Origin of the sequence: Clostridium sp. OF09-36 (assembly GCF_003481985.1) — a bacterium.
Classification (GTDB): Bacteria; Bacillota; Clostridia; order Lachnospirales; family Lachnospiraceae; genus Brotaphodocola.
This window is the reverse complement of the sequence record NZ_QUMD01000004.1, coordinates 85,749-111,159: the sequence shown is the minus strand read 5'-3', so window position 1 is coordinate 111,159 and position 25,411 is coordinate 85,749. Positions and strand designations below refer to the sequence as shown.

27 protein-coding genes, 4 pseudogenes and 1 other annotated feature (1 of these 32 running past the window's edge) are annotated in these 25,411 nt (G+C 50.4%); of the genes and pseudogenes, 13 read left to right on the top strand and 18 right to left on the bottom strand.

Annotated features, from left to right (window positions below):
- Window positions 1-193: a binding site (T-box leader), on the bottom strand; it reaches 29 nt to the left of the window's first position.
- 234 nt (window positions 194-427) lie between these two features.
- The 3 genes and pseudogenes from DXA97_RS04890 to DXA97_RS04880 all read right to left on the bottom strand — a co-directional run bounded on the left by DXA97_RS04890 (window position 428) and on the right by DXA97_RS04880 (window position 2,163).
- The gene (locus DXA97_RS04890) at window positions 428-595 is read right to left on the bottom strand and encodes a DUF3837 family protein (RefSeq protein ID WP_118718795.1); all 168 of its coding nucleotides are present in this window, start codon (window positions 593-595) and stop codon (window positions 428-430) included.
- Window positions 596-601: 6 nt separating this feature from the next.
- Window positions 602-826: a diguanylate cyclase gene (locus DXA97_RS04885; RefSeq protein ID WP_182436798.1), complete on the bottom strand. Its 225-nt coding sequence runs from the start codon at window positions 824-826 to the stop codon at window positions 602-604.
- A gap of 60 nt (window positions 827-886) precedes the next feature.
- Window positions 887-2,163: pseudogene (locus tag DXA97_RS04880) on the bottom strand (L-serine ammonia-lyase, iron-sulfur-dependent, subunit alpha).
- Between the two features lie 184 nt (window positions 2,164-2,347).
- Here DXA97_RS04880 and DXA97_RS04875 point away from each other — a divergent pair.
- Complete coding sequence (locus DXA97_RS04875) at window positions 2,348-3,232, top strand: LysR family transcriptional regulator (RefSeq protein WP_118718793.1); 885 nt, start codon at window positions 2,348-2,350, stop codon at window positions 3,230-3,232.
- 32 nt (window positions 3,233-3,264) lie between these two features.
- On the opposite strand, the gene DXA97_RS04870 is transcribed toward DXA97_RS04875, so the two are convergent.
- The 4 genes from DXA97_RS04870 to DXA97_RS04855 all read right to left on the bottom strand — a co-directional run bounded on the left by DXA97_RS04870 (window position 3,265) and on the right by DXA97_RS04855 (window position 5,275).
- Window positions 3,265-3,522 carry a TIGR03905 family TSCPD domain-containing protein gene (locus DXA97_RS04870; protein ID WP_118718792.1) on the bottom strand — a complete coding sequence of 86 codons (258 nt, stop codon included), beginning with the start codon at window positions 3,520-3,522 and terminating at the stop codon, window positions 3,265-3,267.
- A 103-nt stretch (window positions 3,523-3,625) separates the two neighbouring features.
- Window positions 3,626-3,751, bottom strand: a complete 126-nt coding sequence (locus DXA97_RS21925; protein WP_347561467.1) for a hypothetical protein — start codon at window positions 3,749-3,751, stop codon at window positions 3,626-3,628.
- Window positions 3,751-3,900, bottom strand: coding sequence for a hypothetical protein (locus DXA97_RS21920; RefSeq protein ID WP_347561466.1), 150 nt, complete (start codon window positions 3,898-3,900; stop codon window positions 3,751-3,753). The genes DXA97_RS21925 and DXA97_RS21920 overlap by 1 nt, the downstream gene beginning before the upstream one ends.
- A gap of 502 nt (window positions 3,901-4,402) precedes the next feature.
- Window positions 4,403-5,275 (bottom strand): RluA family pseudouridine synthase, encoded by an 873-nt coding sequence (locus tag DXA97_RS04855; protein ID WP_118718790.1) that lies wholly within the window; start codon window positions 5,273-5,275, stop codon window positions 4,403-4,405.
- A 134-nt stretch (window positions 5,276-5,409) separates the two neighbouring features.
- Here DXA97_RS04855 and DXA97_RS04850 point away from each other — a divergent pair, with 134 nt between their 5' ends.
- Window positions 5,410-6,060: a hemolysin III family protein gene (locus DXA97_RS04850; RefSeq protein WP_118718789.1), complete on the top strand. Its 651-nt coding sequence runs from the start codon at window positions 5,410-5,412 to the stop codon at window positions 6,058-6,060.
- Here the strand turns inward: DXA97_RS04850 and DXA97_RS04845 are convergent.
- From DXA97_RS04845 to DXA97_RS04825, 5 genes are all read right to left on the bottom strand, one after another.
- Window positions 6,035-6,298 (bottom strand): GIY-YIG nuclease family protein, encoded by a 264-nt coding sequence (locus DXA97_RS04845; RefSeq protein WP_118718788.1) that lies wholly within the window; start codon window positions 6,296-6,298, stop codon window positions 6,035-6,037. The two genes, DXA97_RS04850 and DXA97_RS04845, sit on opposite strands and share 26 nt — an antisense overlap.
- Window positions 6,299-6,670: 372 nt before the next feature.
- Window positions 6,671-8,233 carry an SPOCS domain-containing protein gene (locus DXA97_RS04840; RefSeq protein ID WP_118718787.1) on the bottom strand — a complete coding sequence of 521 codons (1,563 nt, stop codon included), beginning with the start codon at window positions 8,231-8,233 and terminating at the stop codon, window positions 6,671-6,673.
- Between the two features lie 68 nt (window positions 8,234-8,301).
- A complete protein-coding gene (gene cysE, locus DXA97_RS04835) occupies window positions 8,302-8,952 on the bottom strand; it encodes a serine O-acetyltransferase (RefSeq protein WP_118718786.1) in 651 nt (216 codons plus the stop codon).
- A 39-nt stretch (window positions 8,953-8,991) separates the two neighbouring features.
- Entirely contained in the window at window positions 8,992-9,426 is a 435-nt protein-coding gene (locus DXA97_RS04830; protein ID WP_118718785.1) for a protease complex subunit PrcB family protein, read from the bottom strand.
- 101 nt (window positions 9,427-9,527) lie between these two features.
- Window positions 9,528-10,493, bottom strand: a complete 966-nt coding sequence (locus DXA97_RS04825) for a D-2-hydroxyacid dehydrogenase (protein WP_118718784.1) — start codon at window positions 10,491-10,493, stop codon at window positions 9,528-9,530.
- Window positions 10,494-10,772: 279 nt separating this feature from the next.
- Between DXA97_RS04825 and DXA97_RS04820 the strand changes: the two genes are divergently transcribed.
- Window positions 10,773-11,501, top strand: a complete 729-nt coding sequence (locus tag DXA97_RS04820; RefSeq protein ID WP_118718783.1) for a histidine phosphatase family protein — start codon at window positions 10,773-10,775, stop codon at window positions 11,499-11,501.
- 93 nt (window positions 11,502-11,594) lie between these two features.
- Here the strand turns inward: DXA97_RS04820 and spoIIID are convergent, their stop codons facing one another.
- From spoIIID to DXA97_RS04790, 6 genes are all read right to left on the bottom strand, one after another.
- Window positions 11,595-11,873: a sporulation transcriptional regulator SpoIIID gene (spoIIID, locus tag DXA97_RS04815; RefSeq protein WP_118718782.1), complete on the bottom strand. Its 279-nt coding sequence runs from the start codon at window positions 11,871-11,873 to the stop codon at window positions 11,595-11,597.
- Window positions 11,874-12,025: 152 nt separating this feature from the next.
- Window positions 12,026-12,199, bottom strand: coding sequence for a chorismate--pyruvate lyase (locus DXA97_RS04810; protein ID WP_118718781.1), 174 nt, complete (start codon window positions 12,197-12,199; stop codon window positions 12,026-12,028).
- A gap of 96 nt (window positions 12,200-12,295) precedes the next feature.
- On the bottom strand, window positions 12,296-13,249 hold the full coding sequence (locus DXA97_RS04805; protein ID WP_347561465.1) for an FUSC family protein: 954 nt from the start codon (window positions 13,247-13,249) through the stop codon (window positions 12,296-12,298).
- Between the two features lie 164 nt (window positions 13,250-13,413).
- Complete coding sequence (locus tag DXA97_RS04800) at window positions 13,414-14,136, bottom strand: amino acid ABC transporter ATP-binding protein (protein ID WP_118718780.1); 723 nt, start codon at window positions 14,134-14,136, stop codon at window positions 13,414-13,416.
- Window positions 14,120-14,788 carry an amino acid ABC transporter permease gene (locus tag DXA97_RS04795; RefSeq protein ID WP_118718779.1) on the bottom strand — a complete coding sequence of 223 codons (669 nt, stop codon included), beginning with the start codon at window positions 14,786-14,788 and terminating at the stop codon, window positions 14,120-14,122. The genes DXA97_RS04800 and DXA97_RS04795 overlap by 17 nt, the downstream gene beginning before the upstream one ends.
- 20 nt (window positions 14,789-14,808) lie before the next feature.
- Window positions 14,809-15,693 carry an ABC transporter substrate-binding protein gene (locus tag DXA97_RS04790; RefSeq protein ID WP_118718778.1) on the bottom strand — a complete coding sequence of 295 codons (885 nt, stop codon included), beginning with the start codon at window positions 15,691-15,693 and terminating at the stop codon, window positions 14,809-14,811.
- A gap of 332 nt (window positions 15,694-16,025) precedes the next feature.
- Here DXA97_RS04790 and DXA97_RS04785 point away from each other — a divergent pair, with 332 nt between their 5' ends.
- The 10 genes and pseudogenes from DXA97_RS04785 (at window position 16,026) to nikA (ending at window position 25,339) form a co-directional block, all read left to right on the top strand.
- The gene (locus DXA97_RS04785; protein ID WP_118718777.1) at window positions 16,026-16,895 is read left to right on the top strand and encodes a polysaccharide deacetylase; all 870 of its coding nucleotides are present in this window, start codon (window positions 16,026-16,028) and stop codon (window positions 16,893-16,895) included.
- Window positions 16,892-17,728, top strand: coding sequence for a polysaccharide deacetylase (locus DXA97_RS04780; RefSeq protein WP_118718776.1), 837 nt, complete (start codon window positions 16,892-16,894; stop codon window positions 17,726-17,728). The genes DXA97_RS04785 and DXA97_RS04780 overlap by 4 nt, the downstream gene beginning before the upstream one ends.
- The gene (locus DXA97_RS04775; RefSeq protein WP_118718775.1) at window positions 17,721-19,115 is read left to right on the top strand and encodes an MATE family efflux transporter; all 1,395 of its coding nucleotides are present in this window, start codon (window positions 17,721-17,723) and stop codon (window positions 19,113-19,115) included. Before DXA97_RS04780 ends, DXA97_RS04775 begins: the two co-directional genes overlap by 8 nt.
- A gap of 12 nt (window positions 19,116-19,127) precedes the next feature.
- Window positions 19,128-19,712 (top strand): TetR/AcrR family transcriptional regulator, encoded by a 585-nt coding sequence (locus DXA97_RS04770; RefSeq protein WP_118718774.1) that lies wholly within the window; start codon window positions 19,128-19,130, stop codon window positions 19,710-19,712.
- A gap of 520 nt (window positions 19,713-20,232) precedes the next feature.
- Window positions 20,233-21,767, top strand: a pseudogene (putP, locus tag DXA97_RS04765) (sodium/proline symporter PutP).
- A 39-nt stretch (window positions 21,768-21,806) separates the two neighbouring features.
- Window positions 21,807-22,033, top strand: a pseudogene (locus DXA97_RS04760) (P-II family nitrogen regulator); the annotation flags it as partial.
- A gap of 99 nt (window positions 22,034-22,132) precedes the next feature.
- Window positions 22,133-22,312 (top strand): annotated as a pseudogene (locus DXA97_RS20035) (hypothetical protein); the annotation flags it as partial.
- Window positions 22,313-22,318: 6 nt separating this feature from the next.
- A complete protein-coding gene (locus DXA97_RS20030; RefSeq protein WP_243107567.1) occupies window positions 22,319-22,447 on the top strand; it encodes a hypothetical protein in 129 nt (42 codons plus the stop codon).
- A gap of 162 nt (window positions 22,448-22,609) precedes the next feature.
- On the top strand, window positions 22,610-23,512 hold the full coding sequence (locus DXA97_RS04750; protein ID WP_118706560.1) for a LysR family transcriptional regulator: 903 nt from the start codon (window positions 22,610-22,612) through the stop codon (window positions 23,510-23,512).
- Window positions 23,513-23,641: 129 nt separating this feature from the next.
- Window positions 23,642-25,339 (top strand): nickel ABC transporter substrate-binding protein, encoded by a 1,698-nt coding sequence (nikA, locus tag DXA97_RS04745; protein WP_347561464.1) that lies wholly within the window; start codon window positions 23,642-23,644, stop codon window positions 25,337-25,339.
- Window positions 25,340-25,411: the final 72 nt, after the last annotated feature.

Here is a 25,411-nt window from a genome sequence, read left to right as displayed (position 1 = left end):
GCGGTACCACCCTGATTAGTACTTTCCTTATAAAAAGCACTCGCTCTATGCTCCGTTAACGCCGGAAACTACGCTGCAGTTCACTGCAGGACTCCAAGGCCGGTTCAGCATCCAGGGACATGAAGGTCTTGCACCAGATGGCCTTCTCTCTGTAATGTAATGGCTGCTTACTAATCCTCTTCACGGTCATTGCTCCTATGAAGCCTTAGCTATCGTCCAGATAACCAGACGCAGTTATTTTGTAACTGCACGGTTGATTTTAAGCCATTTTCCAGCCTTTGTCAAGAGGCTGGAGCTTCATATCCCAGTTGCAGGGTGATGAGCGCATCCTGCGTCACAATGTCGCTGTCAAACCAGGTATAGTTCCGGACAATTTCTGACAGATTTCCATGCTCCGCGTCATAAACCGCCTGTGGAATGCTGCCGATCAGCTGTCCCAGATTGTCCCCCTCTTTGACACCGGGGAGCGGCTGCCCTGCTTTTTATAAAGCATGCCGATGGCACAGGTTGCTTCACAGGTATTGATCAGCCTGGAGGGAGGTGTAAACAGTGTAGATTTTAATGTTACAGATTGTACGGTTAATTCATAAACCATGTAATATCACCTCGAAGCTTCCTGTCTCCGGTTATGCCCTTTCTTCTCGTAATATTTTTTCTTTTCCTCATACATTTTTTCATCAGCTTCTTTTAAGAGCTCATCCAGTGCCGCACACTCTTCCCTCCAGACTGCACCGCAGGAGATGCTGACATGATGCTGTCTGGCATTCAGCCGCAGCTGGCTCATAAGAAATTCAAACTGCTGTTCCAGGATATCCGGATAGATCACCACGAATTCATCCCTGCATTTCCATGCAAAACCATGTAAAAAAGAAGCCATAAAAGGAAATTATTCACCAATCATGATCTTAATGATCTCGTCGTTTGTCTCTTTCATTCCCTCTTTTCCAAGACGGCCGACATTCTGCAAAGTACTCTCGATTCCCTTGGATACGATTCCGTCTCCGCTGCGGAACTGCTGTCCGCGGATGTACATATTGTAACCGAGGATTCCAGCGTCTACCGCAGATGCGATCTTTGCAGCACAGGATGCCTTTGCACCATCACACACAATGCCGGAAACAATGGCAAGTGCGTTCACTACCGTATGCTCTACCTCCTTGAATCCGCCTCCGCAAAGATAGGCGATTCCGGCCCCGGCACCAGCTCCGGCTCCAACTGCCCCGCAATATGCTGACAGACGGCCGATCGGAGTTTTTACATGAATGGTCGTCAGGTTTGCCAGTGTCAGGGCACGGTAGCGTTTCTCCTCGCTGGCCCCCAGCTCCTTTGCATAAACAATGACCGGAACAGAAGTGGTAATTCCCTGGTTGCCGCTTCCGGAGTTGATGACTACCGGCATTTCGCAGCCATTCATACGGGCATCGGAGCCTGCCGCAGCCATGGCCTTTGCCCTTACGCGGACATCGTCCCCATCCATATCCAGCAGCACCTTGCCGATATTTGCACCGTAATCATTCTTCAGTCCTTCCTCGGCAATCGCAACATTAAAAGCAATCTGCGGATCCAGGATCTCTTTGACATCGTTCACATCGACCGTAGTAGCAAAATCCCAGATATGCTCCATGTCTAAGAGCGTGCGGTCTGTCAGACCGTCCTCGCTGTCATCGGACACAGCCTCCTTACGCAGGACTTCACCGTTTTTCTCGATGAGGACAATGTTAGTATGGTAATTTGCGATGCGCACCTTTGCGTAATCTTCCCCGTGATATACGGTTACGATGATATCGAAGGTACAGCCTCCTGCCAGATGCTCCACCTCGATCGGCACGGTTTCCATGAACTGCTTCATCTGCCCGGTCTGCTCCGGGGTAACCTGTGCGATAACCTCTAACTGCTTCTCCGGGTCTCCTGCCACGATTCCTGCTGCCACTGCCGCATTGATTCCCTTCAGGTGTCCGGTGTTCGGCACGATCACGGATTTGACATTCTTAATGATGCTGCCGCTGGCTCTACCTTTACCTTGTCCGGCTGTGCGCCCAGTGTTTTCTTTGCAACTGCACCCGCATAAGCCAGTGCGATCGGTTCCGTACATCCCATAGCCGGGATCAGCTCTTCCTTCAAAATCTGAATATATGCCTGATAACGTGGATCTGACTTTTCCATCTCGTTATCCCCTTTCTTTTGTTTTATGGGCCAACCATACTGATCAGGTATGAGACCCTGCCTCTTTCATCTTACGGCTTGCCTTGTTGATAATTTTATCGTAACATAGAGTCAGGCTAATGTAAAATTTAAAGTTTTTATCATATCGTTTAAAATTTTTTAACGATCAGAAGGAGGATTTGTTATGGAATTTCGAGAGATCACGACCTTTCTCCAGGTCGCACAGCACCAGAGCTTTTCCAAGGCTGCCAGGCAGCTTGGCTATTCCCAGGCAGCCGTGACCATTCAGATCAAACAGCTGGAAAACGAGCTGGGAGTCCATCTTTTTGACCGGATCGGGAAACAGATTTCCCTGACACACCAGGGGCAGGTATTTTACCAGTATGCCATCTCCATCCAGAAAGGCCTGGCGCAGGCCCGTCAGGCAGTCTCCGACTCGTCTGAATTAAACGGAAAGCTCTGTCTCGGTACCATCGAGTCCATCTGCGCTTCCATCTTCCCAGAGCTTCTTTCGGAATACCACCGGCTATACCCGGAGGTAACCATCAGTATCGTGACGGACTCTCCCGATGTGTTGCTGGAGCGGATGAACGAAAATGCCATTGATATCGTTTACCTGTTAGACCGGCGCATCTACGACAACCGCTGGCACAAGACGCTGGAGATACCAGAGGAAAACATTTTTGTTGCTTCCCCCGGCCACGAGCTGGCACAGGCAGACCGGGAGTTAGAGCTCGACGAGGTTTTGCAGTTTCCGTTTCTTCTGACTGAAAAGGATGCCAGCTACCGCCATATGCTGGAGCAGTATCTTGCTGCCTCCGACCGCTCCATCAGGCCCTTTCTGGAGATTGGAAGTACTGAATTCATTATCCATATGCTGTTAAAAAATACAGGGATTTCTTTTCTGCCGGAATTTACGATCCGGCGGGAAGTAGAGCAAAAGCGTCTGACCGCCTTAAAGGTCCGCGGATTTCAGATGCAGACCTGGCGTCAGATCTTTTACCACAAAGATAAATGGGTCACCAGGGAAATGCAGGAATTTCTGCGTCTGGCCCAGAAAATGCAATAATGCGGTAAAAATAAGGGTTAAGATTTCTTTTATTACTTCTGGCTCTCCTCGTAGCACTGGCGTACTGCCTGGGCCAGCTGGTCTGCACAGGAGGTATCCTTAAAGCCGCAGGTATTACCATGCAGGGTATTGTAGATCTGGTCTACGGTCATGCCGTCTACCAGCTTGCTGATCGCCTTTAAGTTACCGTTACATCCTCTTGTGAATTCTACGTTTTTTACAATGTTGCCCTCTAAATCAAAAGACAGCTCTGTCGGGCACACATTGTGCGGTTTTACCGTGTATCTCATAGTTCAACTCCTCCTCTTCATTATGCTGCTGTTCACATAAGCGTGCCCAGCAACGGGGTTTTGCCGGTGATTCACGTTTCAAACCGGCAAAATCTGCTGCAGATCAGTCGCTGTCTGGCAGCAGCTTGATCCGCACGATGATCCGGCGGACAAAACCACCCTCCGGAACCTCGATATCTTCCTCATGACTCTGCGCCGGGAACTCTCCGCCCTCTTCCAGCTCTAACATCAGCCAGTTGTAAGCTGCCTCCCGTGCATCGTCCAGAGCATCCTCAAGATCTGGTCCATCGCCCTCGCAGACTCCAGATCCGGGAATACAATGTGGAAACCATCATCATCTTTATGCGGTGTAATCACCGCAGGATACGTAAATGTCATGTTCCAGCCTCCCGTTTTTCCTTTGTTGCTACTGTCACGCGCCGCGCAGACAGCAGTCCTTTGTTTGCATACAGCGTTGTTTCCGTACTGCCTCGTTTGTTTGGATACAGCATTTGTTTCCGCGCTGCCTCGTTTGTTTGGATACAGCATTTTTTCCGTGCTGCTCCTGCTTTCAAAGCAGTACCAGTATACGACATTTTCATTTATATGTAAATGGATGCTTCGCGTTCATGGGCAGGATTTTTACCGTTTTTACGGCATACCGATAGCATTTTTCTGAACGTTTTCCCTTGCAAAAAGCTTTTATCTTCTGTGTCTTTCCCCGGTTTCCCATGGACTCACCTGCTTTTTGATTTGTACTTCCTTTGTACATTTTCTATTGTGTCCGCGTTGTTTTTATTTTATGCAAAGGCTCAGTGAAAATCCATGACCATAGCTGTACCATACGGATTTTCCGGCTCAGGAAATCCCAGCCATGTACAGCAGCATAGCAGCCACTGTATCAGGCCTGGGGTTGAAGCCCGAAGCTGCGAAAGATCCCGCCTGATGGATTATGGCGAAACGTCATAACTTCCCCGGTCCCCGGATGGGTAAAGCTAAGCTCATAGGCTGCAAGTGCCACATCGGCCCGGACTGTGCCGGAACGGCGTGCTGCTGCCGGATCGCGGCGTGTTCCCATACCGATGGGTCTCCTTTTTCGTCCTGCCGGTCTTTCCCCGCCCGTTTTCTGCGCACCGGAAGCTTCTGTCTGCACACAGCCGTCCTGGCTCTGCAAAAACTGGTTGCCCTGCCGGAACTTAGGATTATAACGGTTATCGCCCCAGATTGGCAGTCCATGGCCGGACATCTGTACCCGGATCTGGTGATGGCGGCCCGTGAGCAGCTCGATCTCTGCGAGTGTCAGCTCCCCATAAGGCTCCACGGTCTTGCTTTCCAGGGTGCGGCAGATAAGCTCAGCACGTTTTCCACCTTTTGTCCCCATATCCACAATTCTGGAGGTATTTTCTTTCTCGTCCTTCAACAGATAATCCACATACTTTTCCACATTATCCACAGGTTTTCCACAGAGCACCGTAAGATACTTTTTATGCATCTTTCCCTCCGCAACCTGCTTACTTAGCGCCGCTGCCGCCGTTTTTGTCTTGGCATACACCATGACACCGCTCACGGGCTTGTCCAGTCTGTGGATAACTCCCACATACGGCTCCACAGGCTTTGTGGACAAGTTGTGCTTATCCACCGGTTTCTTTGTGGATAAGTAGCGCTGGATCTCACTCACCATGTCTGCATCAAAACCACGGCCGGACTGGGACTCCACCCCAACCGGTTTCCATACTACTAAAATCTCTTCATCTTCATATAATAGATTCAGCATGCTCATTCCCCTTTTATTTTGGCTTTCAAAGTTTTTCCGAAAATACCTTGCATTTTCTTTGCCGGAGCTGTATAGTATATAAAACAGTTATATGTAGTTTTGAAAACTACTTGTTTAAAAAAGGAGGTATTTTCATGACTCTGAAGATTAAAGATCCGGGCAGTGCCCTGACTCATTTTATCGCCATGATCCTGGCCTTGTGTGCCTCTTCCCCACTGATCATGAAGGCAGCCCGGGAGCCCGGCGCTTCCCATGTACTGGCGCTGTCCATCTTTATTACCAGCATGGTGCTCCTCTATGCGGCAAGCACCATTTATCACACACTGGATATTTCCCCAAGGATCAACCGGATCCTGCGCAAGGCAGACCACATGATGATCTTCATCCTGATCGCCGGCACCTACACACCTGTCTGCATGCTTGTGTTAGGTGACCGCACCGGCTGGATCCTGCTGGCCCTGGTATGGGGGATCGCGATTCTTGGCATTCTCATGAATGCACTCTGGATCAACTGTCCGAAATGGCTTTCTTCCCTTGTTTACATTGCCATGGGCTGGGTCTGCGTGCTCGCTTTCAGAAAGATCATCGCTGCACTCCCACGGCAGGCATTTGGGTGGCTGCTTGCCGGTGGCATCATCTATACCGCCGGTGGCATTATCTATGCCATGAAGCTTCCATTCTTTAACCAGAAGCACCGCTTCTTCGGCTCCCACGAAATTTTCCACCTGTTTGTGATGGGCGGCAGTCTTTGCCACTATATTATGATGTATGCATTTGTTGCCTGACCAGCTCAAGCTTTTCTTTCCTGCTTAGCTGCTTGATTTCCCATTCCCGCCGCATGGCCTCCTGCCTGGTGCTGAAGCTTTCATAGTATTTCAGCACCACCGGCCTGCGGCTTTTTGTATATTTGGCTCCCTTTCCCGCGTTGTGGGCTGCCACACGGCGGTCAAGGTCATTGGTCCAGCCACAGTACAGGGTTCCGTCGGCACATTCCAGGATATACGTGTAATTCTGCTCTGTCATAAAGTTTCTTTCCTAAAATTATTCATGATCCGGTACCATCGTACCACAAGAAGCTGCTCCATGCAATCTCCCGGCACGCTATACAGGCAGCGTCTGCTGGCTGCATGGACTTCCTTTTGCCAGAAATCTTCCTTCTCATCCGCACGCTATGTAGGCGGCGTCTGCTGCTTGCAAGTACAGCATACGCCGCCCAGGTTTCCCTGATCTATGAAAAGCACCGGCCTGATGCAAAATGCCAGGTTAACCCGCACCAAAAGCTTTCCTGCTTTCTAACCCTTATACCATAGCATACGCAGTTTTCCGGATTTTGTGCATTCCATATCAGATTTCAGATCAGATTTTATTTTTGTTTACGCGCTGCGCAAATATCATTTAGATTTCTTTTACCAGGATCAGGCAGTCTCCGGGACTGATCTCTGCTCCCGGGATCTCGTTTGCCGCAAGGATAGACGCCTCTGTCGTGTGAAAGCGTTTTGCCACATCCCACAGGGTATCTCCCGGCTGCGCGATATAGCCGGTGATCCCCGGCATTGCTTTCATTTTTTCCATATCTGCCGGGAGGGTCTGGACATGCCGGATCACCTGCCCCGCTTCCGGCTGCAGTACGAACAAATCCAGCAGGATCACTGCCCGCAGCTCCGCCTGTCCGCCTCCTGCCATCACAGCAGTAAGCTGCTCCAGCCCCGGCTCCAGATACCAGATGCTGTCCTCCCGGATCCCGGGCACCTCCGCTTCATAGTGAAATGGCACCATACGGGTAACAGCCTGCACCGGACGGGCATCATCATCTGTGAGGTAAAGAAGCTTTACCTCCAGCACGCCCTCGATCGCCAGGGCATTCTCCTTGCTTTCCACGCTGTCCAGCTTGACACTGCCGCTGCTGTGGCAGATCTGCAGGACTCTTGGCTCAGTTTCTATCCTGGTCTTTTCTGTTACCTTACATTTCCCTAAATTGCGGGTCAGGATCCGGTCAAAAACAGCATCCGCCGTATCCAGGACCAGTTCCCGGTTTGTGGCATACAGGTCCGCAAGCAGATTGAACTCCTGCTCTCCGTACAGCCGTACATCCAGCTCTATCACCGCATCCACGGAAAGCTCCCGCATCTCCCCGTCGTAATCCGGTTTTTCCGCCAGCTCCCGGTGTACCAGCTTCAGCCCGGTCACCGGGATCATCTGCGCGGAAGACCCCTGCATTTCAATTTCCCCCGAAAACGGAATGCTCTCCTCCACCCACTGCACCATACCGCTCTCGCCGCCCTCGTAAAGTGCGAAGACCATCAGCATACCCTCTAAGTGGATCTGGCCATCTAACGGCTTTGTCTGGCAGCCGGAAAGCTTCATTTCTGTCCACAGCATCCGCTCAATGGCCGGTTTGCTTCCCGGAAGGGTGATATCCTGCTTTAAACGGTAGGTATCCTTCCTGCGCAGTGCAATGGTCGCCACTAAACGCTGCTCCATTTTCATCTGAAGATGCACTCCCTCATCCGGGTCCGTATCCTTGATCCCGACAGCCACCTCTGTATCGTACAGGCTTTCTGCCTTTACCTCCAGCGTCACGATGGCCTTGATCCCAAGCTTTCTGGAATGGATCATCTCCGTGTTCAGATCATCCAGCTGCGGGGAAACGCTGACATAATCCTTCTCCTCCAGTTCCGGCACGTTGATGGTCTCTTCAAACGGGATCATTCCCCCTAACGTCTGCAGACCGCCCTCCTCCTTGCGGTAAAGCACATGAAATTCCAGCTTTCCCCTCACCGTGACCCGCTCCCGCTGCACCTTTACAGGCTCCAGCTGGAGACTGCCACAATCCAGGATGATTTCCCCAACGTCACTCATAGTATCCGGGACAATAAAATCATCGTCCAGCGTCACCTGTGTTCCTGTCTGGCCCTTCAGCCGGTTTCTGTGCAGGTTCTGTTTTTCCAGCTCCAGCATAAAAAAGCACCCACCTTCCTTTCCATAAGAAAACCCTTTACAGAAAGTCTATGTGGATGCTTTTCTTTTTATGATATTTCCGAGGTTTCTGCCACCTCACCTCTTAAACGCTCCAGCTCCTCTTCCAGTTCCCGGATACGCTGCTCCATTTTCTCAAAATGCTCCATGGTCGCCGCCTTTTTCCGGTTTTCGACCGGGACACCGGCAACCTTCACCGGCTGCGCAGGAATGCCCACTGCCGTAGTATCGTTATCCAGCGGTTTTAAAAGGACCGCATTGGCTGCAATATTACAGTTATCTCCCACCTCGAAGGCGCCAAGGATCTTTGCGCCGCAGCCCACCGTTACATTATTCCCAAGGGTAGGATGACGCTTTCCTTTATTCAGACCGACACCGCCCAGGGTAACACCCTGGTAAATGGTGCAATTATCTCCCACAACCGTGGTCTCTCCGATCACCACGCCGCAGCCATGGTCGATGAGGATTCCATGGCCCATCTGGGCTCCGGGATGGATCTCGATCAGAGTGAAGAAACGGGCGATCTGGGAGATCAGACGGGCGATAAAAAACATATGATGCGTATAAAACCAGTGCGCAAACCGGTGCCAGATCAGGGCATGGACTCCCTGATAAAGCAGCAGCACCTCCAATGCACTTCTCGCCGCCGGATCGCGCTCCTGCACTGCCTTTACATCCATCCAGATATCCTTTAAAATCATAAGTTCGTCCTCCGCATCTATTCTGTCTTGTATTTTAGGTCACGACTGGAAAATGACCGGATGTTCCAGATACTCGGTTTTCATAACCACATACGGGTAGGACTTCTCCACTCCCGTCTCCTCCCCAGACTGTGGACCAATCAGCTCTGTGTCTGCCACGATCGCATTTTCCGTCAGGTACAGCTCCTTCACTGCTATGCTGTAGCCCCCGCTTTCCTGCTCCCCGTAACCAACCACTATGTAAAGATTCTGGTCATCGGTATAGGTCAGCTTAAACGGTGCTGTTTTTTTCTCACCGATCACATTCTTCAGTTCTTCCGGCAGATCTGCCTCTCCCACTACCGTAAACTCCAGATCCCGCACTTTTTCCAGTTCATCCTTCTCCACGCTGCAGGCCGTCAAAAAACGAACTACAAATACCCACGTTAACAGAGCAACGACCAGCAACACTTTTCCGCCTGTTTTCTTTCCCATAACAGCCTCCCCAGAAAAATTTGTCTACTACTAAACTATGTTTTCCGGGGAACTTCTATGCATTGCTTTCGTCTAAAATAAGCGTTCTATTAATGGCCGTACTATTTCCGGTTACCAGTCTTGACATCCACCTGGTTGCGCATCTTGTCCTTCTCCCCTGCCAGGTACTTCTCCAGGTTTTCCCCAGTAATGCGTACGATACGCTCAAAGGTTTCCTGCAAATGGAACTTTCCGGCACTATGCGGGGTAATGATGGTGCGTGGCGCATCCCACAGCGGATGGTCAGCCGGAAGCGGCTCCGGCTCCGTTACATCCAGCGCACAGCCAGCCAGGCTCACACCCTCTCTTAAGACCATGTCTAACGCATCGCAGTCCACCGCGTCCCCGCGTCCTGCATTGATCAGATAGCTGCCCGGCTTCATGAGACGCAGTCTGCGCTCATCCATGATATGATGGGTTGCCGGGGTACTCGGTAAAATAAATACTGCAAAATCCACCTTCGGCAGGACCTCATCTAACTGATCCATGGTGTAGATCTCATCGATAAAATCCGGCTTGTCCACCACATTGCGGCGGATTCCGATGACACGGCTGCCCAGCGCCTTCATACGCTTCGCATACTCGCTTCCGATATCGCCAAGACCTGCAACCAGCGTCGTGGAATTCCAGATGGAGGTTACACTTCCCTCCTCTTTCCACTCATGCTTGACCTGATTCTTCATATATAAATCCATCTTGCGGCAAAGCATCATGGACATCGCCACCATATGCTCGGAAACAGACAGGCCATACGCACCGGTCGCACAGGTTAAGATGGTATCCTGCCCGATGACACCCGGCTTGCAGTACTGGTCAGAGCCCGCGGAGTTTAACTGCATCCACTCCAGATGATCGTTCTGCTTCACCAGCTCCGGACTGATATTGCCGAAAATGATGTCGGCTGCTTTGACTTCCTCTGCCGTGGCAGTTTTGATCGTGGTGTAATGGAACTTACAGTCTGCTCCGATTTTTTCGATATATGTTTTATGGTTATCACCAAACGGCATTGCTACTAAGATATTTTTCATGCTGGACTCCTCCGTATTGAGATATTGTTGCAAAATATTTTGTTTCTCATTTTAGACCAATTTAAGAAAATACACAAGAAAAAACGACAAAATCTACTGCCAGAACTCTATCGGACGCAATTTTCCGTTTTGAAACTCACTATCCATGAACTATAACGCTTGTCTCAGCAGATACACGATGGTAAAATAATAAAACAAAAGCATGTAAAATGACGCTTGGCGAAAACGTAACTGTGATGATACAAAACAGTTACAACAAAACACGGAAAGGATCTCCCCATGAAACTTCTGATCGTAAGACACGCTGACCCAGACTATTCCATCGACTCCTTAACACCGACCGGCTGGAAAGAAGCAAAACTGCTCGCTGACCGGCTGGTCCGCACCCCGGCTGATGCCTGCTATGTTTCCCCGCTTGGCCGGGCAAAGGACACTGCTTCCCTGACCTTGGAAAAGCTGGGGCGCACAGCTACAACACAGGAATGGCTGCGGGAATTTTCCCCGCGCATCGTAAAGCCTGGCATGGACCGCACCTCCTGTATCTGGGACTGGCTTCCGGAACTGTGGACAAAGGAACCTCGTTATTACGATCCGGAAGAATGGTATCATACCGATGCCATGCGCTCTGTAAATGCAGAAGAAGAATACAAATGGGTCACATCCGAATTTGATCATCTGCTAGCTTCGCACGGTTACGAACGGGAAGGCTTATACTACCGTGCAGTCCGCCCAAACCGCGATACCATTGTGCTGTTCTGCCATTTCGGCGTAGAATGTGTGCTGTTAAGCCACCTGATGCACGTCTCCCCGATGCCGCTCTGGCACAGCCTGTGCGCGGCACCGTCCTCTGTCACGACCATCTATACCGAAGAACGCAGACAGGGGATCGCAAGCTTCCGCGTAAGCGCATTTGGTGACACCTCACACCTTTATGCGGCTGGTGAAGATCCATCCTTTGCGGCACGGTTCTGCGAAACCTGGGACAATAAAGAAGAGCGGCATGACTGAACATACCGCTCTTCTTCCTGCTGATCCTTCAACTGGTCCATGGCTTTCCAACAGCTTTTTCTGCTTTTTCACCATTGTGGCTCTCTGAAACGATCACTTTGTTTCTTCCCGGCTGCAGATAGCCACCCGGTGCTGGTACTTTTCCCGGGTGGCCATGCCGCCGCGGATATGCCGTTCCGACTTATTGATGTTTAAAACGATCCTGGCCCGGGCTGCTAACGCCGGGTTTATGTATTCCAGCCGGTCCGTGACATCCTTGTGGACCGTGCTCTTGCTTATCCCGAATTTCTTCGCAGTCTGCCGCACCGTGGCATTGTGGTCTATGATGTAATTGGCGATGGCAATGGCCCGCTCTTCAATATAATCCTTCAAAGGAAAACCCCTCGGAATTCTTTTTTACAGTCTATGAAGAATCCTGAGGGGTTATACTATTTATTCTCTTGAAATTGATGAAAACCACATATGTGCTCTGACAAAAAATTGCTGCCGGTCTGTTTCAGACATTCCAAAGCCTTTGCGGTTATCTACACCATACTGTACTCCAGCATTTCATATGCCACGCGGCAGCCTTCGCTGATCTCAGCCGGAAGCAGCGCCCTGGCCACGCACTTTTCTTCCGCAGACGGGTCATCCACCCGCTGCAGATACGCGTAATCTCCATCAATTCTTGCTACGGTGTACTCCACTCTCTCAAACATAACTTTCCCTCCTTTTCATCTCCCGGCCAAGGAGCCGGTTTAAAATCCGGTCGCATAACATCGTGTAGCATGCTGCTCCCACATTCGTGCCGATTCTTAACACAACCGCACCTGCCAGTCCAAAGATTCCAGACGCAATATAAAGGGCTCCAAATGTGTTAAAAACAGTCTGCCACGCATATCCGGCAGAATAACCAACACCAATTCCTCCCAGGATTCCCAGATACGGGTGCAGGGACTCCGGTAGCAGGAAATACAACGCCACAAATACGGCACAGCCAGAATATTATACATTCCGCGGGTCTTCGCTCTTGGTTTCATGTCGCCGGAAAACGGCAGACATACGGACATGCAGGCAATCCCTGCCCACATGGCTCTTGGAAGCCCCAGAAGGTTCATGACCAGAAGTGCCGTTGATACCGTTAGTGTCATGCGGATATACCACCAGCTTCTTGCCGAACGGATGTGAAACTCCCGGAACAGATCCAGAAAGCTTCTGCGATACGGGCGCAGCTTCTGGTTCTTGTAAAACACAGCCATGCAGACCAGCATTCCTGCAAATAAGCCAAGTACCCGCTTCTGGTAATCGGCCCCGCTTACATCGTATCCCTGCAAAAGCAGGTAACTCAGCACAAACGTGGAATGGTTTGACATGATCACGTTATGGCAGCCAAGCACCATCAGGATCATGATACACGCACAGTTCACAAAAAATGCCGCTCCCGGTGCCATCATATTCGAAATACGCGGTCCTGTCATCAGCACCGCAAAGATCAGACCGATGCAGATCAGACCGTGCGATGTGCGAATCCCAAAATCTGCCTGGCGCAAAACCAGAAGCGCCAAGAGCACGACCACTCCCACAATACTGTTGGCTGAACCAAACAGCATGCTGAATGCAGTCACCACAGCAAAACAAAATGCCACCACAAGATACACTTTCACATTATAAATAAGGATATGGCGTCTTTTTTCCTCTTTGTTTTCCGTCCGCCGGATCAGATTTTTAGAGCCTGCGGAGCTTAATTGTAATTCCTGGTAAACGGTCATAACATCCCTTCCTTTTCTCTGAATTCGTATTAAGAACTATAGCCTGTGCTGGCCGGAATGTCAAATACTTTATAATAATATTATTAACGTATTAGGCGTTGAGTTGCCTTTCGGCAGCTCAAACGGCCCTTGTCATACATTTAAATTGCTATATTGTTTGCAGGTTACAGAACCTTCTCCAGGAAGTTCTGTGCACGCTCGCTCTTCGGATTCGCAAAGAACTCAGCCGGATTGGTATCCTCCACGATCTGCCCGTTATCGATAAAGCAGATCCGGTCAGATACCTCACGCGCAAAGCCCATCTCGTGGGTGACAAGCGCCATTGTGATACCGGTGTGGGCCAGGCCCTTGATAACCTCCAGAACCTCTTTTACCATTTCCGGGTCCAGTGCACTGGTCGGCTCATCAAACAGCATGATCTTCGGCTCCATCGCCAGCGCTCTTGCGATCGCAATACGCTGTTTCTGTCCGCCGGAAAGCTTGCCCGGATAAGCATCGGCTTTCTCGGTCAGTCCTACCAGCTTTAACAGCTCCATGGCCTTTTCCTTGGCCTGGTCCTTCGGCATTTTGTTGACCTTTACCGGCGCATAAACCATATTTTCCATAACCGTCATGTGCGGGAACAGGTTAAAATGCTGGAACACCATACCAATGTCCTTGCGGATTTTCTGGATATCTGTCTTCGGTGCGGTAATGTCCTGTCCCTCAATGAACACCTGCCCGCTGGTCGGACGCTCTAACAGGTTCATACACCGCAGAATGGTGGATTTACCGGAACCGGATGGACCGATGAGGGTAACCACCTGGCTCTTTTCAATCTTTAAGTTGATACCTTTTAATACCTCGAGAGAGCCAAAGCTCTTATGTACATCATGAAACTCGATCACTTCGGTTCACCCACCTTTCTATCCAGCTGGCAACCATGGATAAGAGCATTACCAGCACATAATAAATGACTGCGATCACCAGGTACGGCTCGAAGAAACGGAAGGTCAGTACCGTGATCTGGTCTGCTGCACGCAGCAGCTCCACCGCTCCGATGTAAGAAAGGATGGAGGACTCTTTTAATAAGGAAATTGCCTCGTTTACCAGGCTCGGCAGAATGTGTTTGACTGCCTGCGGAAGGATGATATCCTTCATCATGTCGCGGTAACCGACACCTAAAGACATAGCCGCCTCATACTGGCCGCGGTCGATCGCATTGATTCCACCCCGGAAGATCTCAGAAATATATGCAGCTGAATTCAGCGAGAACGTCAGTACGCCGGACTGCATCGTGGTAAGGGTCATGCCCGTCAGCTGCGGAAGACCGAAGTGAACGATACAGAGCTGAACCAGAAGCGGGGTTCCACGGAAAATGGAGGTGTAAAAATTTCCAAACCAGACAAGCGGTCTGCACTTGCTGATCTTGATCAGGGAAAGCAGTACACCCAGAAGGAATCCGAACACCGCCGTGATCGCCGTTATTTTTAAAGTAGTCAGCGCGCCATGGTATAAAAACGGCCAATACTGCCAGACGCTGCTAAAATCAAGCTTCATATGTTTTCCTTTCTTTTGCTTTAATCAAGGATGAACTGCTCACTTAAATGCTCTGCGATGATCTTGTCCAGCTCACCGTCAGACATCATCTCCTTCAAAGTATTGTTGAAGGTCTCATAGTACGGGGATTCTTTCGGGAAACCAATTGCGAAGCAGTCATCGGTCTTGTCCAGAAGGCTCATCTTTAACTCATCGTTGTTCTTTAAGAACTCGCTTGCACCGGCACCATCGATGATGCAGGCATCTGCACGTTTGCTCTTAACCTCCTCGATGCAGGCTGGGCTTCCCTGAATACCAACTGCGTTTACATCCGGGATGCTCTCTACTACCTGCTGGTAGTTGGTACCGAATACATATGCTACATTTTTGCCCTGGAGGGAATCCAGATCCGGGTAGTCATCCTCTGCGCGGTAAACGATCGCATTTCTCGGATAGAAGAAGATTTCAGAGAAATCCAGAGTCTTTTCACGCTCTTCGGTCGGTGCCATACCGCCGCTGCAGAAATCGATCTGGCCAGCCTGGATCGCTGCCATCAGGCTCTTGAACGGCATATCTACGAATTCAACGGTTCCGCCGTTTTTCTCTACGATCTCGTTTATGATATCGATGTTCATACCTACGTAGGTCTTGGTTCCGTCCGGAGCCATCTCGATGGACTCAAACGGTACGAAGGTTGCGGAACATCCAACCTTTACGGTCTTTCCTGCGAATGGGTTATCTGCAGATACCTCAGCCTCGCTGCTCTCTGCCTCACTGCTTTCCTCTGCGGTAGTCTCCTCCGCGCTGCTTGCTGCCTGCGCCTCGGTTGGTGCCGCGGTAGTCTCAGCTGGCTTGCTGCTGCCACATCCGGTCATAATAGTTGCTGCCAGCATTGCACCGGCTGCCAGAAGAATATGCTTTTTCATAATAGAGTCCTCCTCATTTGTGTGTAAATATACATTGGTTTCCGTCTGTTTTTCATCGGAACCATGCATAAAAATTAACATTTCGACTGATTATATCACGTTTAACTGACGTTTTCAACCAAATTCCTGCATAATATTCATAAGTTTCCATACTTAATATTCATAAGACTATTCACACCCGGTTATACCTGTCCAGAGCAGTTGACATTGCCATTTCTCCTGTTTATAATCGAATTACGTGTAAGACGATCTTCCTATATAAATGCAGCGGGATCCCCCTTTGGGATCACAACACTGCCCTGCTTTTTAGGGCGATTGGAAAGGAGCAAAAAATGTATACTGCAGATGGAAAGACAAACGGACCAGCCTTTTCCTGGCCGGATGGCAAACGCATCGCTGTCATGGTTACGTTTGATTATGATGCTGAATTTTTACGGATGTCCCGGGCGAAAAGTAAGGGAACCTCCATTGGTTTTACGGATTTTTCAAGAGGCCAGTACGGCCCTCACGAGGGACTGGCCAGGTGTCTGGATATGTTAGACACCATGAATATCAAATCGACCTTTTTTGTACCTGGTGCTGTCATTGAAACCTACCGGGATACGGTAGAAGAAATTCACCGGCGCGGCCATGAGCTGGCCTGCCACGGCTACCAGCACGAATCCAGCCCGGAGCTGACCCGGGAAGAAATGGAAGAGATCCTGGATAAAAGCGAAAGCCTTCTTTTTGATATCACTGGGAAAAAGCCGGCCGGACACCGCGCCCCGGAAAGCGTGCTTCAGGACTTTATGCCGGAGCTTTTAGCGAAGCGCGGATACCTTTACAGTTCCTCCATGAAGGACTGCGACTGGGCTTATCTCTGGGAAAAGGATGGGAAGGAGCTTCCCCTGGTCGAGCTTCCAAACGATATTACCATGGATGACTTTACCTATTACTATTTCACATTCAGCGATCCGGCAGTCCGCTGTATGTACCCGAACCGTGAGGTTTACGGCAACTGGAAGCAGGAATTCGATGCGCTGGCCCTGGAGGGCAATAAGATCTTTATCTTAAAGCTGCATCCACAGATGATCGGCCGCGCCAGCCGCATTGGCATGGTTGGCGAGCTGATCGCCTACATGCAGGACCATGGTGCATGGATCGCTACCTGCGAAGAGGTAGCGCGTTATGTACAACAGCAGAATGGAGGAAACAAAGCATGATGAACTGGCCTGATAAAAAACGGATTGCCGTCATGATGGCATTTGACCTGGATGCAGAAACCATGTGGACCACACACGGAGATGGAAGCACCGCCCATATGACCAACCTCTCCCGCGGCGCCTATGGCCCCAAACAGGGCGTTCCGAGAATCCTCGATATGCTGGACAGCCACCAGGTGAAGGCAACCTTCTTCATTCCCGGAGTTGTAGCTGAGCATTACCCGGAGGTCGTAAAAGAAATCGCCCGCAGGGGACACGATATCGGATTCCACGGCTATCTGCATGAGGAATCCACAAAAACCACTTATGAACAGGAAGACGCCACCATGCGCCACAGCGAAAAGATCATCTACGATCTGACCGGCCAGAAAATTGCCGGACACCGGGCACCCGGCGGTGTGATCCACGATTACAGCCTGCGCCTGTTTCTTGAACACGGATATATTTACAGCAGCAACTGGCGTGACAGCGATGGGCCATTCCTTCACCAGATTGACGGAAAAACAGTTCCTCTGGTTGAGCTTCCGAAGGACTCCATCTTCGATGATACTGCCTACGATTTTTACACGGACGCTGCCCCGGAACGCTACGGCTTAAAATCTCCGGATGAAATGTTTGAGATCTGGAAGGACGAATTCGACTCCCTGGCTGTGGAGGGCCGCATGATCAACTTCGTCCTGCATCCACAGTTTGTCGGACGCGCCAGTCGGGTACAGATGCTCAGCCGCCTGATCGGCTACATGAAATCCCATGGTGCATGGATCGACACCAACCGGGCTGTAGCCTCCTGGGTCTTAAAAGAAAACGGCTTCCAGGTACCGGAGCATGAGTAAGCAAACACCCGACATTCTTTCCGCACAGGCCCAGAAGCATATTAATCTTACTATCTTAAAACTGGCATGGCCTGCGATCTTGGAACAGTTTCTGATCTGCATGGCTTCCCTGGCAGATACAGCCATGGTTGGCTCCATCGGCGCTTCTGCCACAGCGGCAGTTGCCGTCAATATTTCCAGCATCTGGCTGATCAACGGCTTCATCACCTCCTTAAGCGTAGGCTTTTCTTACCTGATCTCCCACGCTGTCGGATCCGGAGATGAAGCCCGATCCCGCCAGATCACCGCACAGGGACTGGTGTGCTCTGCCATACTCGGCCTGCTGCTTGCCCTGGGTGTAGAGCTGGTCTGCCACCCGCTTCCGATCTGGCTTGGCGCCGCACCGGAGGTCATTCCCCAGGCCCAGCGCTATATGCAGATCATCGGTTACGGCCTGACCGCCCAGACCCTCTCGGTGGTGCTTTCCGCCATTTTCCGCTCTGCCGGAAACACCCGGATCCCGCTGGCCGCCAACTTGACCTCTAATGCCGCAAATATCATCGGAAACTTCTTCCTGATCTACCCGGCGCGTACCCTGTCCTTTGGTGGTCATACCATTTCCGTCTTTGGCGCCGGGCTGGGTGTTGCCGGGGCAGCCTGCTCCACCATGCTGTCCCAGATCTTTCTGCTGGTCATCCTGCTGGTATTTTTGACTACAGCAAAAACCCCGGTCCGTCTGAACCTGCTCCGGGCCGGTTACCGGATTGAAAAGCAGGTGCTCAGGCAGCTCTTCCACATCAGCATTCCGGTACTTCTGGAACGCCTGACCCTGACCTCCGGACAGGTCGCCCTAACCGCCATGATCTCCGGACTTGGCACCATCTCCCTGGCCGCCCATTACTTAACCAACCAGACGGAGGGGCTTCTTTACCTGCCTGCATACGGCTTTGCCTACACCGCCACCGCCCTGGTCGGACAGGCGCTGGGGGCCGGACGAAAAGATTTCGCAGACCGCTTTGCATTCCGTATCTGCTGGATCGGTTCTGCTGTGATCATCGCGGCCTGTGTGCCGGTTGCCATGTTCTCGCGGCCCATCATCAGCCTGTTCAGCCGGGAACCGGAGGTGATCGCACTAGGAAGCCAGACCTTATTTATCGCCGCAGCTACGGAAATCTTTTTCAGCTTTACCGTCATCGCAGGCGGGATCAGCCGTGGTTCCGGCGATGTCCGCTTTTCCCTCCTGGTCAGCATCATCGGCATGTGGGGACTGAGGATCGGGCTGGTATGGCTGGCGATCCATCCGCTCGGACTGGGTGTTGCCGGTGTATGGCTGGCGATCGCTGCAGACTGCTTTATCCGCATGGTGCTGTGCATCTGGCGTATCAAAAGCAGAAAATGGAGAAAATGACAGGAGAATATTATGGCAAAGAAAAACGCACGAAATACCCGCGGCAAGATCGTAAATGCCGCATGGAAGCTCTTCTATGAGCAAGGCTATGAGGATACAACGGTAGAAGAGATCATCGACCTGTCCGGCACCTCAAAGGGGTCCTTTTACCACTATTTTGACGGTAAGGATGCGCTTCTCTCCACCCTGAGCTCCCTGTTCGACGAAAAGTACGAGGAGCTGACACAGGAGCTCACGCCGGAAATGACTGCCATGGACCAGCTCCTCTTCTTAAACCAGGAGCTGTTCCGGATGATCGAAAACAGCATTTCCTTAGATCTTCTGGCGCGGCTTTATTCCACACAGCTTACCACCAACGGGGAAAAGCATCTGCTGGACCATAACCGGATCTACTATAAGCTTCTCAAAAAGATCATTGCCAAAGGGCAGGCCGACGGCCAGCTCAGCACCCGCTCCAACGTCAACGAGATGGTAAAGCTTTATGCCCTCTGTGAGCGTGCCCTGCTCTACGACTGGTGTCTCTGCTCCGGCGAATATTCCCTGATGGAATACGCCGCAAAGGTAATGCCTGGATTTTTAAGCAGCTTTCAGCCTTAACCGGTTGGAGGCTTTTTTTATTTCATAGGAAAGTGCGTCCTATGAAACCAAAAACGCTCCGCGAGGATCGCACTGCGGCGGAAAGGAATCATGTCGCCATTGCGACCCGCCGCAGGCGGAGAATCCTGCAACGCAGGATTCTTTCTTATATGGCATATTGAAATGACATCCATGGCGCATCCGATGATCGTAAGGCAATTTCTGTTTCGCATACTGAAAATTCTTCTATCAGGCTTCAAATGCTTCGGTCTGCAAAAATATATCTTTTCGTATGTTTTCTATTTTTATAATTCGTCTAGTTTATTTTTCTTTTATTTAAGCTATTTTTATTTATTATACATTTCAATCGTACAGTATTAATTCTATACATTATTCTGTATTGTAGTCTATTATAAGCTATGCTATAATCATCCACATCATGTTGCTGGAGACAAGCACGCGAACGACACAGAATATGAGCACTATTCACGGATAGGGATTACGTTCACGCAGACAGCAACAAAATGAGGAGGAAAAGATTATGTTATCAGGACAGGCTGGAATCCTGGCTGCCATCGTGATCTATCTTGTCGCAATGGTATACGTTGGATTCTATTTCAGCAAACAAGGCAGCGGTGATTCCGCTGATGATTTCTACTTGGGCGGCCGCAAGCTTGGACCGTTCGTCACCGCCATGAGTGCAGAGGCCTCTGACATGAGCAGCTGGCTCTTAATGGGTCTGCCGGGTGTCGCTTACCTTACCGGTATCGCAGACGCAGGCTGGACCGCCATCGGTCTTGGCCTTGGAACTTACTTAAACTGGCTGATCGTGGCACAGCGTCTTCGCCGTTACTCCGTTGTGTGCAATGCCATCACAATCCCGGACTTTTTATCCAGACGCTACCATGACCATAAGAATATCCTGATGTGCATCTCCGCGATCATCATCCTGATCTTCTTTATTCCGTATACCGCATCCGGCTTTAAAGCATCGGAACCCTGTTCTCCAGCCTGTTTGGCGTGGATTACCACATGGCCATGATCGTCGGTGCGATCGTCATTGTCGGCTATACCGTTATGGGCGGTTTCCTGGCGGTATCTACCACCGACCTGATCCAGAGTATCGTTATGACGATTTCCCTGATCGTGATCGTATTTTATGGCATTCACATGGCTGGCGGCTGGGATGAGGTCGTAAACAATGCAACCTCCATGGCTGGTTACCTCTCCATGACACAGATTCATGACCGTGCAAGCGGAAGCGCTGCTCCGTACAGCCTGCTGACCATCGTTTCTACTCTTGCATGGGGACTTGGCTATTTCGGGATGCCGCATATCCTGCTCCGTTTCATGGCGATCGAGGATGAGAAAAAGCTGGTCCTCTCCCGCCGGATCGCAACCGTATGGGTGCTGATCTCCATGTGCGTTGCCATCCTGATCGGTATCATTGGTTACGCCGCTTCCGTAGCCGGCGCGATCCCGCTCTTTACCCAGAGCTCTGAGTCCGAGACCGTTATCATCCAGTTTGCGCATCTGTTGGGACAGCACAGCTTCCTGCTTTCTCTGATTGCGGGTGTCGTACTGGCTGGTATCCTTGCATGCACCATGTCTACTGCAGACTCCCAGCTGTTGACCGCAGCTTCCGGTGTTTCCCAGAACCTGTTACAGGATTTCCTAAAGATCAAGATGAGCACCGCAGCTTCCATGATGGCTGCCCGCCTGACCGTTGTTGCCATTGCCGTTATTGCGATCTTCCTGGCATGGAACCCGGACAGCTCCGTATTCTACATCGTATCCTTCGCATGGGCCGGTTTCGGCGCAGCATTCGGACCGCTGATGCTCTTCTCCCTGTTCTGGAAGCGCACCAACCTGCAGGGTGCCCTGGCTGGAATGGTAGCCGGAGGCGTGATGGTCTTCGTATGGAAGTATCTGGTCCGCCCGATGGGTGGCACCTGGAACATTTACGAGCTGCTCCCGGCATTCGTTGTATCCGCACTCGCCATCGTGATCGTATCCCTGGCAACCAAGGCTCCGTCCGAAGAAATCTGCAGGGAGTTTGATTCTGTAGGGAAATAAGAAATAAAATCTCCGGGTAAAATCTCCGAAAAAAAGTGATTGACTTTCAAAAAGCTGGAAATCATCATCAAACCCGAAAAGCTGGAAGACTTGAAAAGTATTCTGGACAGCTGCGGCGCCCATGGTCTTATGATCAGTAACATTATGGCTACGGCACACAGAAAGGCTACACACAGATGTACCGCGGTACCAAGTACACGGTGAATCTGCTTCCTAAAGTGAAAGTGGAAACTGTTGTTTGCGAAGAGATCGTAGAAGCCATCATCAGAATTTCATACAGACCAGTGATTATCGAAGGAGATAACGGCAAATGTCATTATCTCCTTCTTCTATATTATTCTGTACCCAACAAGGAGGTCACGATTATGGAAAACATCTTAAGTGAAGTATTTGGCATCTGGTTTCTGATCGGTGCATCATTCGTATTTTTTATGCAGGCAGGATTTGCCATGGCAGAGCGCACCAATTTCTTATCTTACTGCATCTACTTCGGCATTATTTCTGCTGTTGTTTATCCGATCGAAGCACACTGGATCTGGGGCGGCGTAACCATGTTCATCGTCTTCAAGGTAATCGATAAAATCTTCGGACTGCGCGTCACCGATCAGGAGCAGTTAGATGGACTGGATATCCATGAGCATGGTATGAATGCATATTATGGGTTCCGGATTGACAAATAGAAATCGTATAATAAATGAGTTTTTTTCTCAATATGAGTTATTTTCAGGGAGACACCACCGTCCGGCGGTTGTCTCCCTTCTTTTTTTCTGCTATAGTGGTTAGCATATACTTACTTTTATTTAATACACCAATCTGCGCACGCATCGCATACGGAGGTTTTTATGGAACTACGACAACTGGAATATTTTATGATCACCTGTGAGAAAGGCAGTTTTAACCAGGCCGCGGAATGTCTCTACACCACCCAGCCCAATGTCAGCAAGGTGATCAGTTCTCTGGAAAAGGAACTGGGGCGCCCGCTTTTTGAGCGCAGCAGCCGCGGGATCCGCATCACCCCCTATGGGGAAGCTGTGCGGGAATATGCCCAGAATATTCTTCACAATGTCAGCCTGATCGATTCCCTGAGTGACCACAACCAGGGAAAGAAATTCAGCCTTGCCACATATCCCAGCAATATGATTTCGCGCCTTCTCACCGATTTTTATAAAGAAATGGGGAGTTCCTATATTGTGGAGCACTCTGAAGGAACGGTGGAAGAAATCAGCAACCGGGTAGCCCAGGGGCTTTCTGAGATTGGCATTGTCTATATCGCGCAGAAACAGCTGCACCAGTTCCAGCATATCCTTTCCCACAAAAAGCTGAAATTTATCCCCCTGGATGTGAAAGAAGCCTGTGTCTATGTTGGTCCGCATCATCCGCGCTACCACGATGAAAGCATTGATTTTCAGGAGCTCTCCAGCCTTTCTTTTGTGCGCGGTGTCCGTGACTTTTTCTCGGTCGAGCACCATTTAAGCCATGTCAGCCTGGGAGCGATCAGCACGGAACAGCTTCATTATTCTGTCTACACCAACAGTGACCACCTGACCATCAACCTGTTGATGAACACCGATGTCTGCAGTCTCGGCATCAATTTTCTTCATGACCAGTACAAGCAGTACGATGTGCAGCAGCTTCAGATCAATAACTGCGAACCGTTTCTGCTGATCGGCTACATCTGCCCGGAGGAAGGAAGCTTAAGTGAAGCTGCAAAGTGGTTTATCCGCAACTTTCAGGCAATCCTCTAACAAAATTTCTTCTGGTTATAACAATTTAGAATAACTAAGCCCCTCCAAATTCATCAGTAGTAAGCAACCGCTAACCTGTGTTATACTTCCAGACGTCCGCATAAGCCGGACCAATCGAAACCTAGTTGTTTGTGTTGCTGTTATCCTATACCAAACAGTGCCAAGGCAATTACTTATTTTTTTACACAGGAGGAAACTGATTATGAAAAAAGATGGGGCACTCTGCTTCTTGCAGGTCTCTTAGGCACCGCCGTATTAAGCGGCTGCGGTTCATCCGCGTCTGACTCTGCATCCACCACTGCTGCGGATTCTTCCGCAGAGACAACGGGAACTGCTGATACAAAAAAAGAAGACCTGGTCTTTGTAAACTACCGCGATATCCGCGATTTAAACCCGCATTTATATGCCGGCGAGATGTACGCACAGGAAATGCTCTACGAGGGTCTTGTCAACATCACCGCCGATGGCTTTGAAGGCTGCCTGGCAGAAAGCTGGGATGTCAGCGAGGATGGTAAGGTATACACCTTCCACATCCGCCCGGGTGTCACCTTCTCCGATGGTGAGAAATGTGACGCGTACGCGATCAAGGCAAACTTCGATGCAATCCTGGAGAATAAAGACCGCCACACCTGGCTGGAGATGATGCATCTGTTAGTCGGCGTAAGCGCTCCGGATGAAAATACTTTTGTGATCGAACTGTCTGAGCCGTATTATCCGCTCTTAACCGAGCTTGGTGTTACCAGACCGTTCGCCATGATCTCCCCGAAAGCCATGAAAGACGGAAGCACCAAGGACGGCGTGGAGGCTTACATCGGTACCGGCCCGTATGTGCTGGATGAGTTCGTGACCGACGAGTATGCCGTATTCAAGGCAAACCCGACCTACTGGGGCGAGCAGCCGGCGATCAAAACCATTACCGTAAAGGTTATCCCGGATAACCAGACCCGTATCCTGGCACTGGAAAAAGGCGAGATCGATATGATCTTCGGAAAGAATATGATCGATGCAGATGCGATCAACCAGTATTTAGACAGTGATAAATTCACCGTGGAGCTCTCTGATCCGACCTCTACCAGACAGATCGTCCTGAATACCACCTCTGACATTCTCTCCGAGAAGGAAGTCCGCATTGCCCTTCAGCATGCGACCAACAAGCAGAATATCTCTGACGGTATCTTTTACGGTCTGGAAAAACCGGCTGATACCTTATTTGCCACCACAGTCCCATACTGCAACATCGATCTGGAGCCGTATGCCTACGACTTAACCCTTGCAGGACAGATTCTCGATGATGCTGGCTGGAAAATGGGTTCCGGCAATGTCCGTGAAAAAGACGGCAAGCAGTTAAACATTGACTTACTCTACAACAGTGACAGTGTAACTGAGAAGTCCATTGCTGAGTATCTGCAGAGCGAATACCAGACTATCGGTGTTTCCTTAAATATCCACGGCGAGGAGGAACAGTCTTACCGCGATAACATGAAGGCCGGTAACTTTGACATGGTGTTCAACATCTGCTGGGGTACCCCGTACGATCCGCAGTCTTCCCTTGCGGCAATGCGCGCCCCGGTATACGGTGACTATGCAGCACAGCTTGGTCTTGAGGATAAGGCTGAGATTGACTCTGCCATTACCGAAATCCTCATCACGACTGATGAGGCACGGCGTCAGGAGCTTTACACCTACGTGCTGACCCATCTGCATGAAGATGCGGTCTACATCCCGCTGACCTACGAATGCAACAAGGCAATCTACCGCTCCGATATGAAAGGCTTCCACTTCACCCAGACTCAGTACGAGGTTCCGTTCCAGGATTTCTCCTTCTAAGGCGGATGAAAAAGCTTCAAATCAGCGAAACCTATACAGGAAGCCGTCTCCTTTGAGGCGGCTTTCCTTGCA

Bases quoted from the DNA above. Each gene is read 5' to 3' on its own strand.
- DXA97_RS21925 (WP_347561467.1), bottom strand. From the start codon at position 3,751: ATGTTAGAGCTGGAAGAGGGCGGAGAGTTCCCGGCGCAGAGTCATGAG.
- DXA97_RS04840 (WP_118718787.1), bottom strand. From the start codon at position 8,233: ATGCTGGAGCTGGAAAAACAGAACCTGCACAGAAACCGGCTGAAGGGC.
- DXA97_RS04855 (WP_118718790.1), bottom strand. From the start codon at position 5,275: ATGCTGAATCTATTATATGAAGATGAAGAGATTTTAGTAGTATGGAAA.
- cysE (WP_118718786.1), bottom strand. From the start codon at position 8,952: ATGATTTTAAAGGATATCTGGATGGATGTAAAGGCAGTGCAGGAGCGC.
- DXA97_RS04810 (WP_118718781.1), bottom strand. From the start codon at position 12,199: ATGTTTGAGAGAGTGGAGTACACCGTAGCAAGAATTGATGGAGATTAC.
- DXA97_RS04845 (WP_118718788.1), bottom strand. From the start codon at position 6,298: ATGACAGAGCAGAATTACACGTATATCCTGGAATGTGCCGACGGAACC.
- DXA97_RS04770 (WP_118718774.1), top strand. From the start codon at position 19,128: ATGGCAAAGAAAAACGCACGAAATACCCGCGGCAAGATCGTAAATGCC.
- DXA97_RS04820 (WP_118718783.1), top strand. From the start codon at position 10,773: ATGAAACTTCTGATCGTAAGACACGCTGACCCAGACTATTCCATCGAC.
- DXA97_RS04805 (WP_347561465.1), bottom strand. From the start codon at position 13,249: ATGACCGTTTACCAGGAATTACAATTAAGCTCCGCAGGCTCTAAAAAT.
- DXA97_RS04790 (WP_118718778.1), bottom strand. From the start codon at position 15,693: ATGAAAAAGCATATTCTTCTGGCAGCCGGTGCAATGCTGGCAGCAACT.
- DXA97_RS04890 (WP_118718795.1), bottom strand. From the start codon at position 595: ATGGTTTATGAATTAACCGTACAATCTGTAACATTAAAATCTACACTG.
- DXA97_RS04750 (WP_118706560.1), top strand. From the start codon at position 22,610: ATGGAACTACGACAACTGGAATATTTTATGATCACCTGTGAGAAAGGC.
- DXA97_RS21920 (WP_347561466.1), bottom strand. From the start codon at position 3,900: ATGACATTTACGTATCCTGCGGTGATTACACCGCATAAAGATGATGAT.
- DXA97_RS04780 (WP_118718776.1), top strand. From the start codon at position 16,892: ATGATGAACTGGCCTGATAAAAAACGGATTGCCGTCATGATGGCATTT.
- DXA97_RS04850 (WP_118718789.1), top strand. From the start codon at position 5,410: ATGACTCTGAAGATTAAAGATCCGGGCAGTGCCCTGACTCATTTTATC.
- DXA97_RS04875 (WP_118718793.1), top strand. From the start codon at position 2,348: ATGGAATTTCGAGAGATCACGACCTTTCTCCAGGTCGCACAGCACCAG.
- DXA97_RS04830 (WP_118718785.1), bottom strand. From the start codon at position 9,426: ATGGGAAAGAAAACAGGCGGAAAAGTGTTGCTGGTCGTTGCTCTGTTA.
- DXA97_RS20030 (WP_243107567.1), top strand. From the start codon at position 22,319: ATGTTCATCGTCTTCAAGGTAATCGATAAAATCTTCGGACTGCGCGTC.
- DXA97_RS04775 (WP_118718775.1), top strand. From the start codon at position 17,721: ATGAGTAAGCAAACACCCGACATTCTTTCCGCACAGGCCCAGAAGCAT.
- DXA97_RS04870 (WP_118718792.1), bottom strand. From the start codon at position 3,522: ATGAGATACACGGTAAAACCGCACAATGTGTGCCCGACAGAGCTGTCT.
- DXA97_RS04785 (WP_118718777.1), top strand. From the start codon at position 16,026: ATGTATACTGCAGATGGAAAGACAAACGGACCAGCCTTTTCCTGGCCG.
- DXA97_RS04795 (WP_118718779.1), bottom strand. From the start codon at position 14,788: ATGAAGCTTGATTTTAGCAGCGTCTGGCAGTATTGGCCGTTTTTATAC.
- DXA97_RS04825 (WP_118718784.1), bottom strand. From the start codon at position 10,493: ATGAAAAATATCTTAGTAGCAATGCCGTTTGGTGATAACCATAAAACA.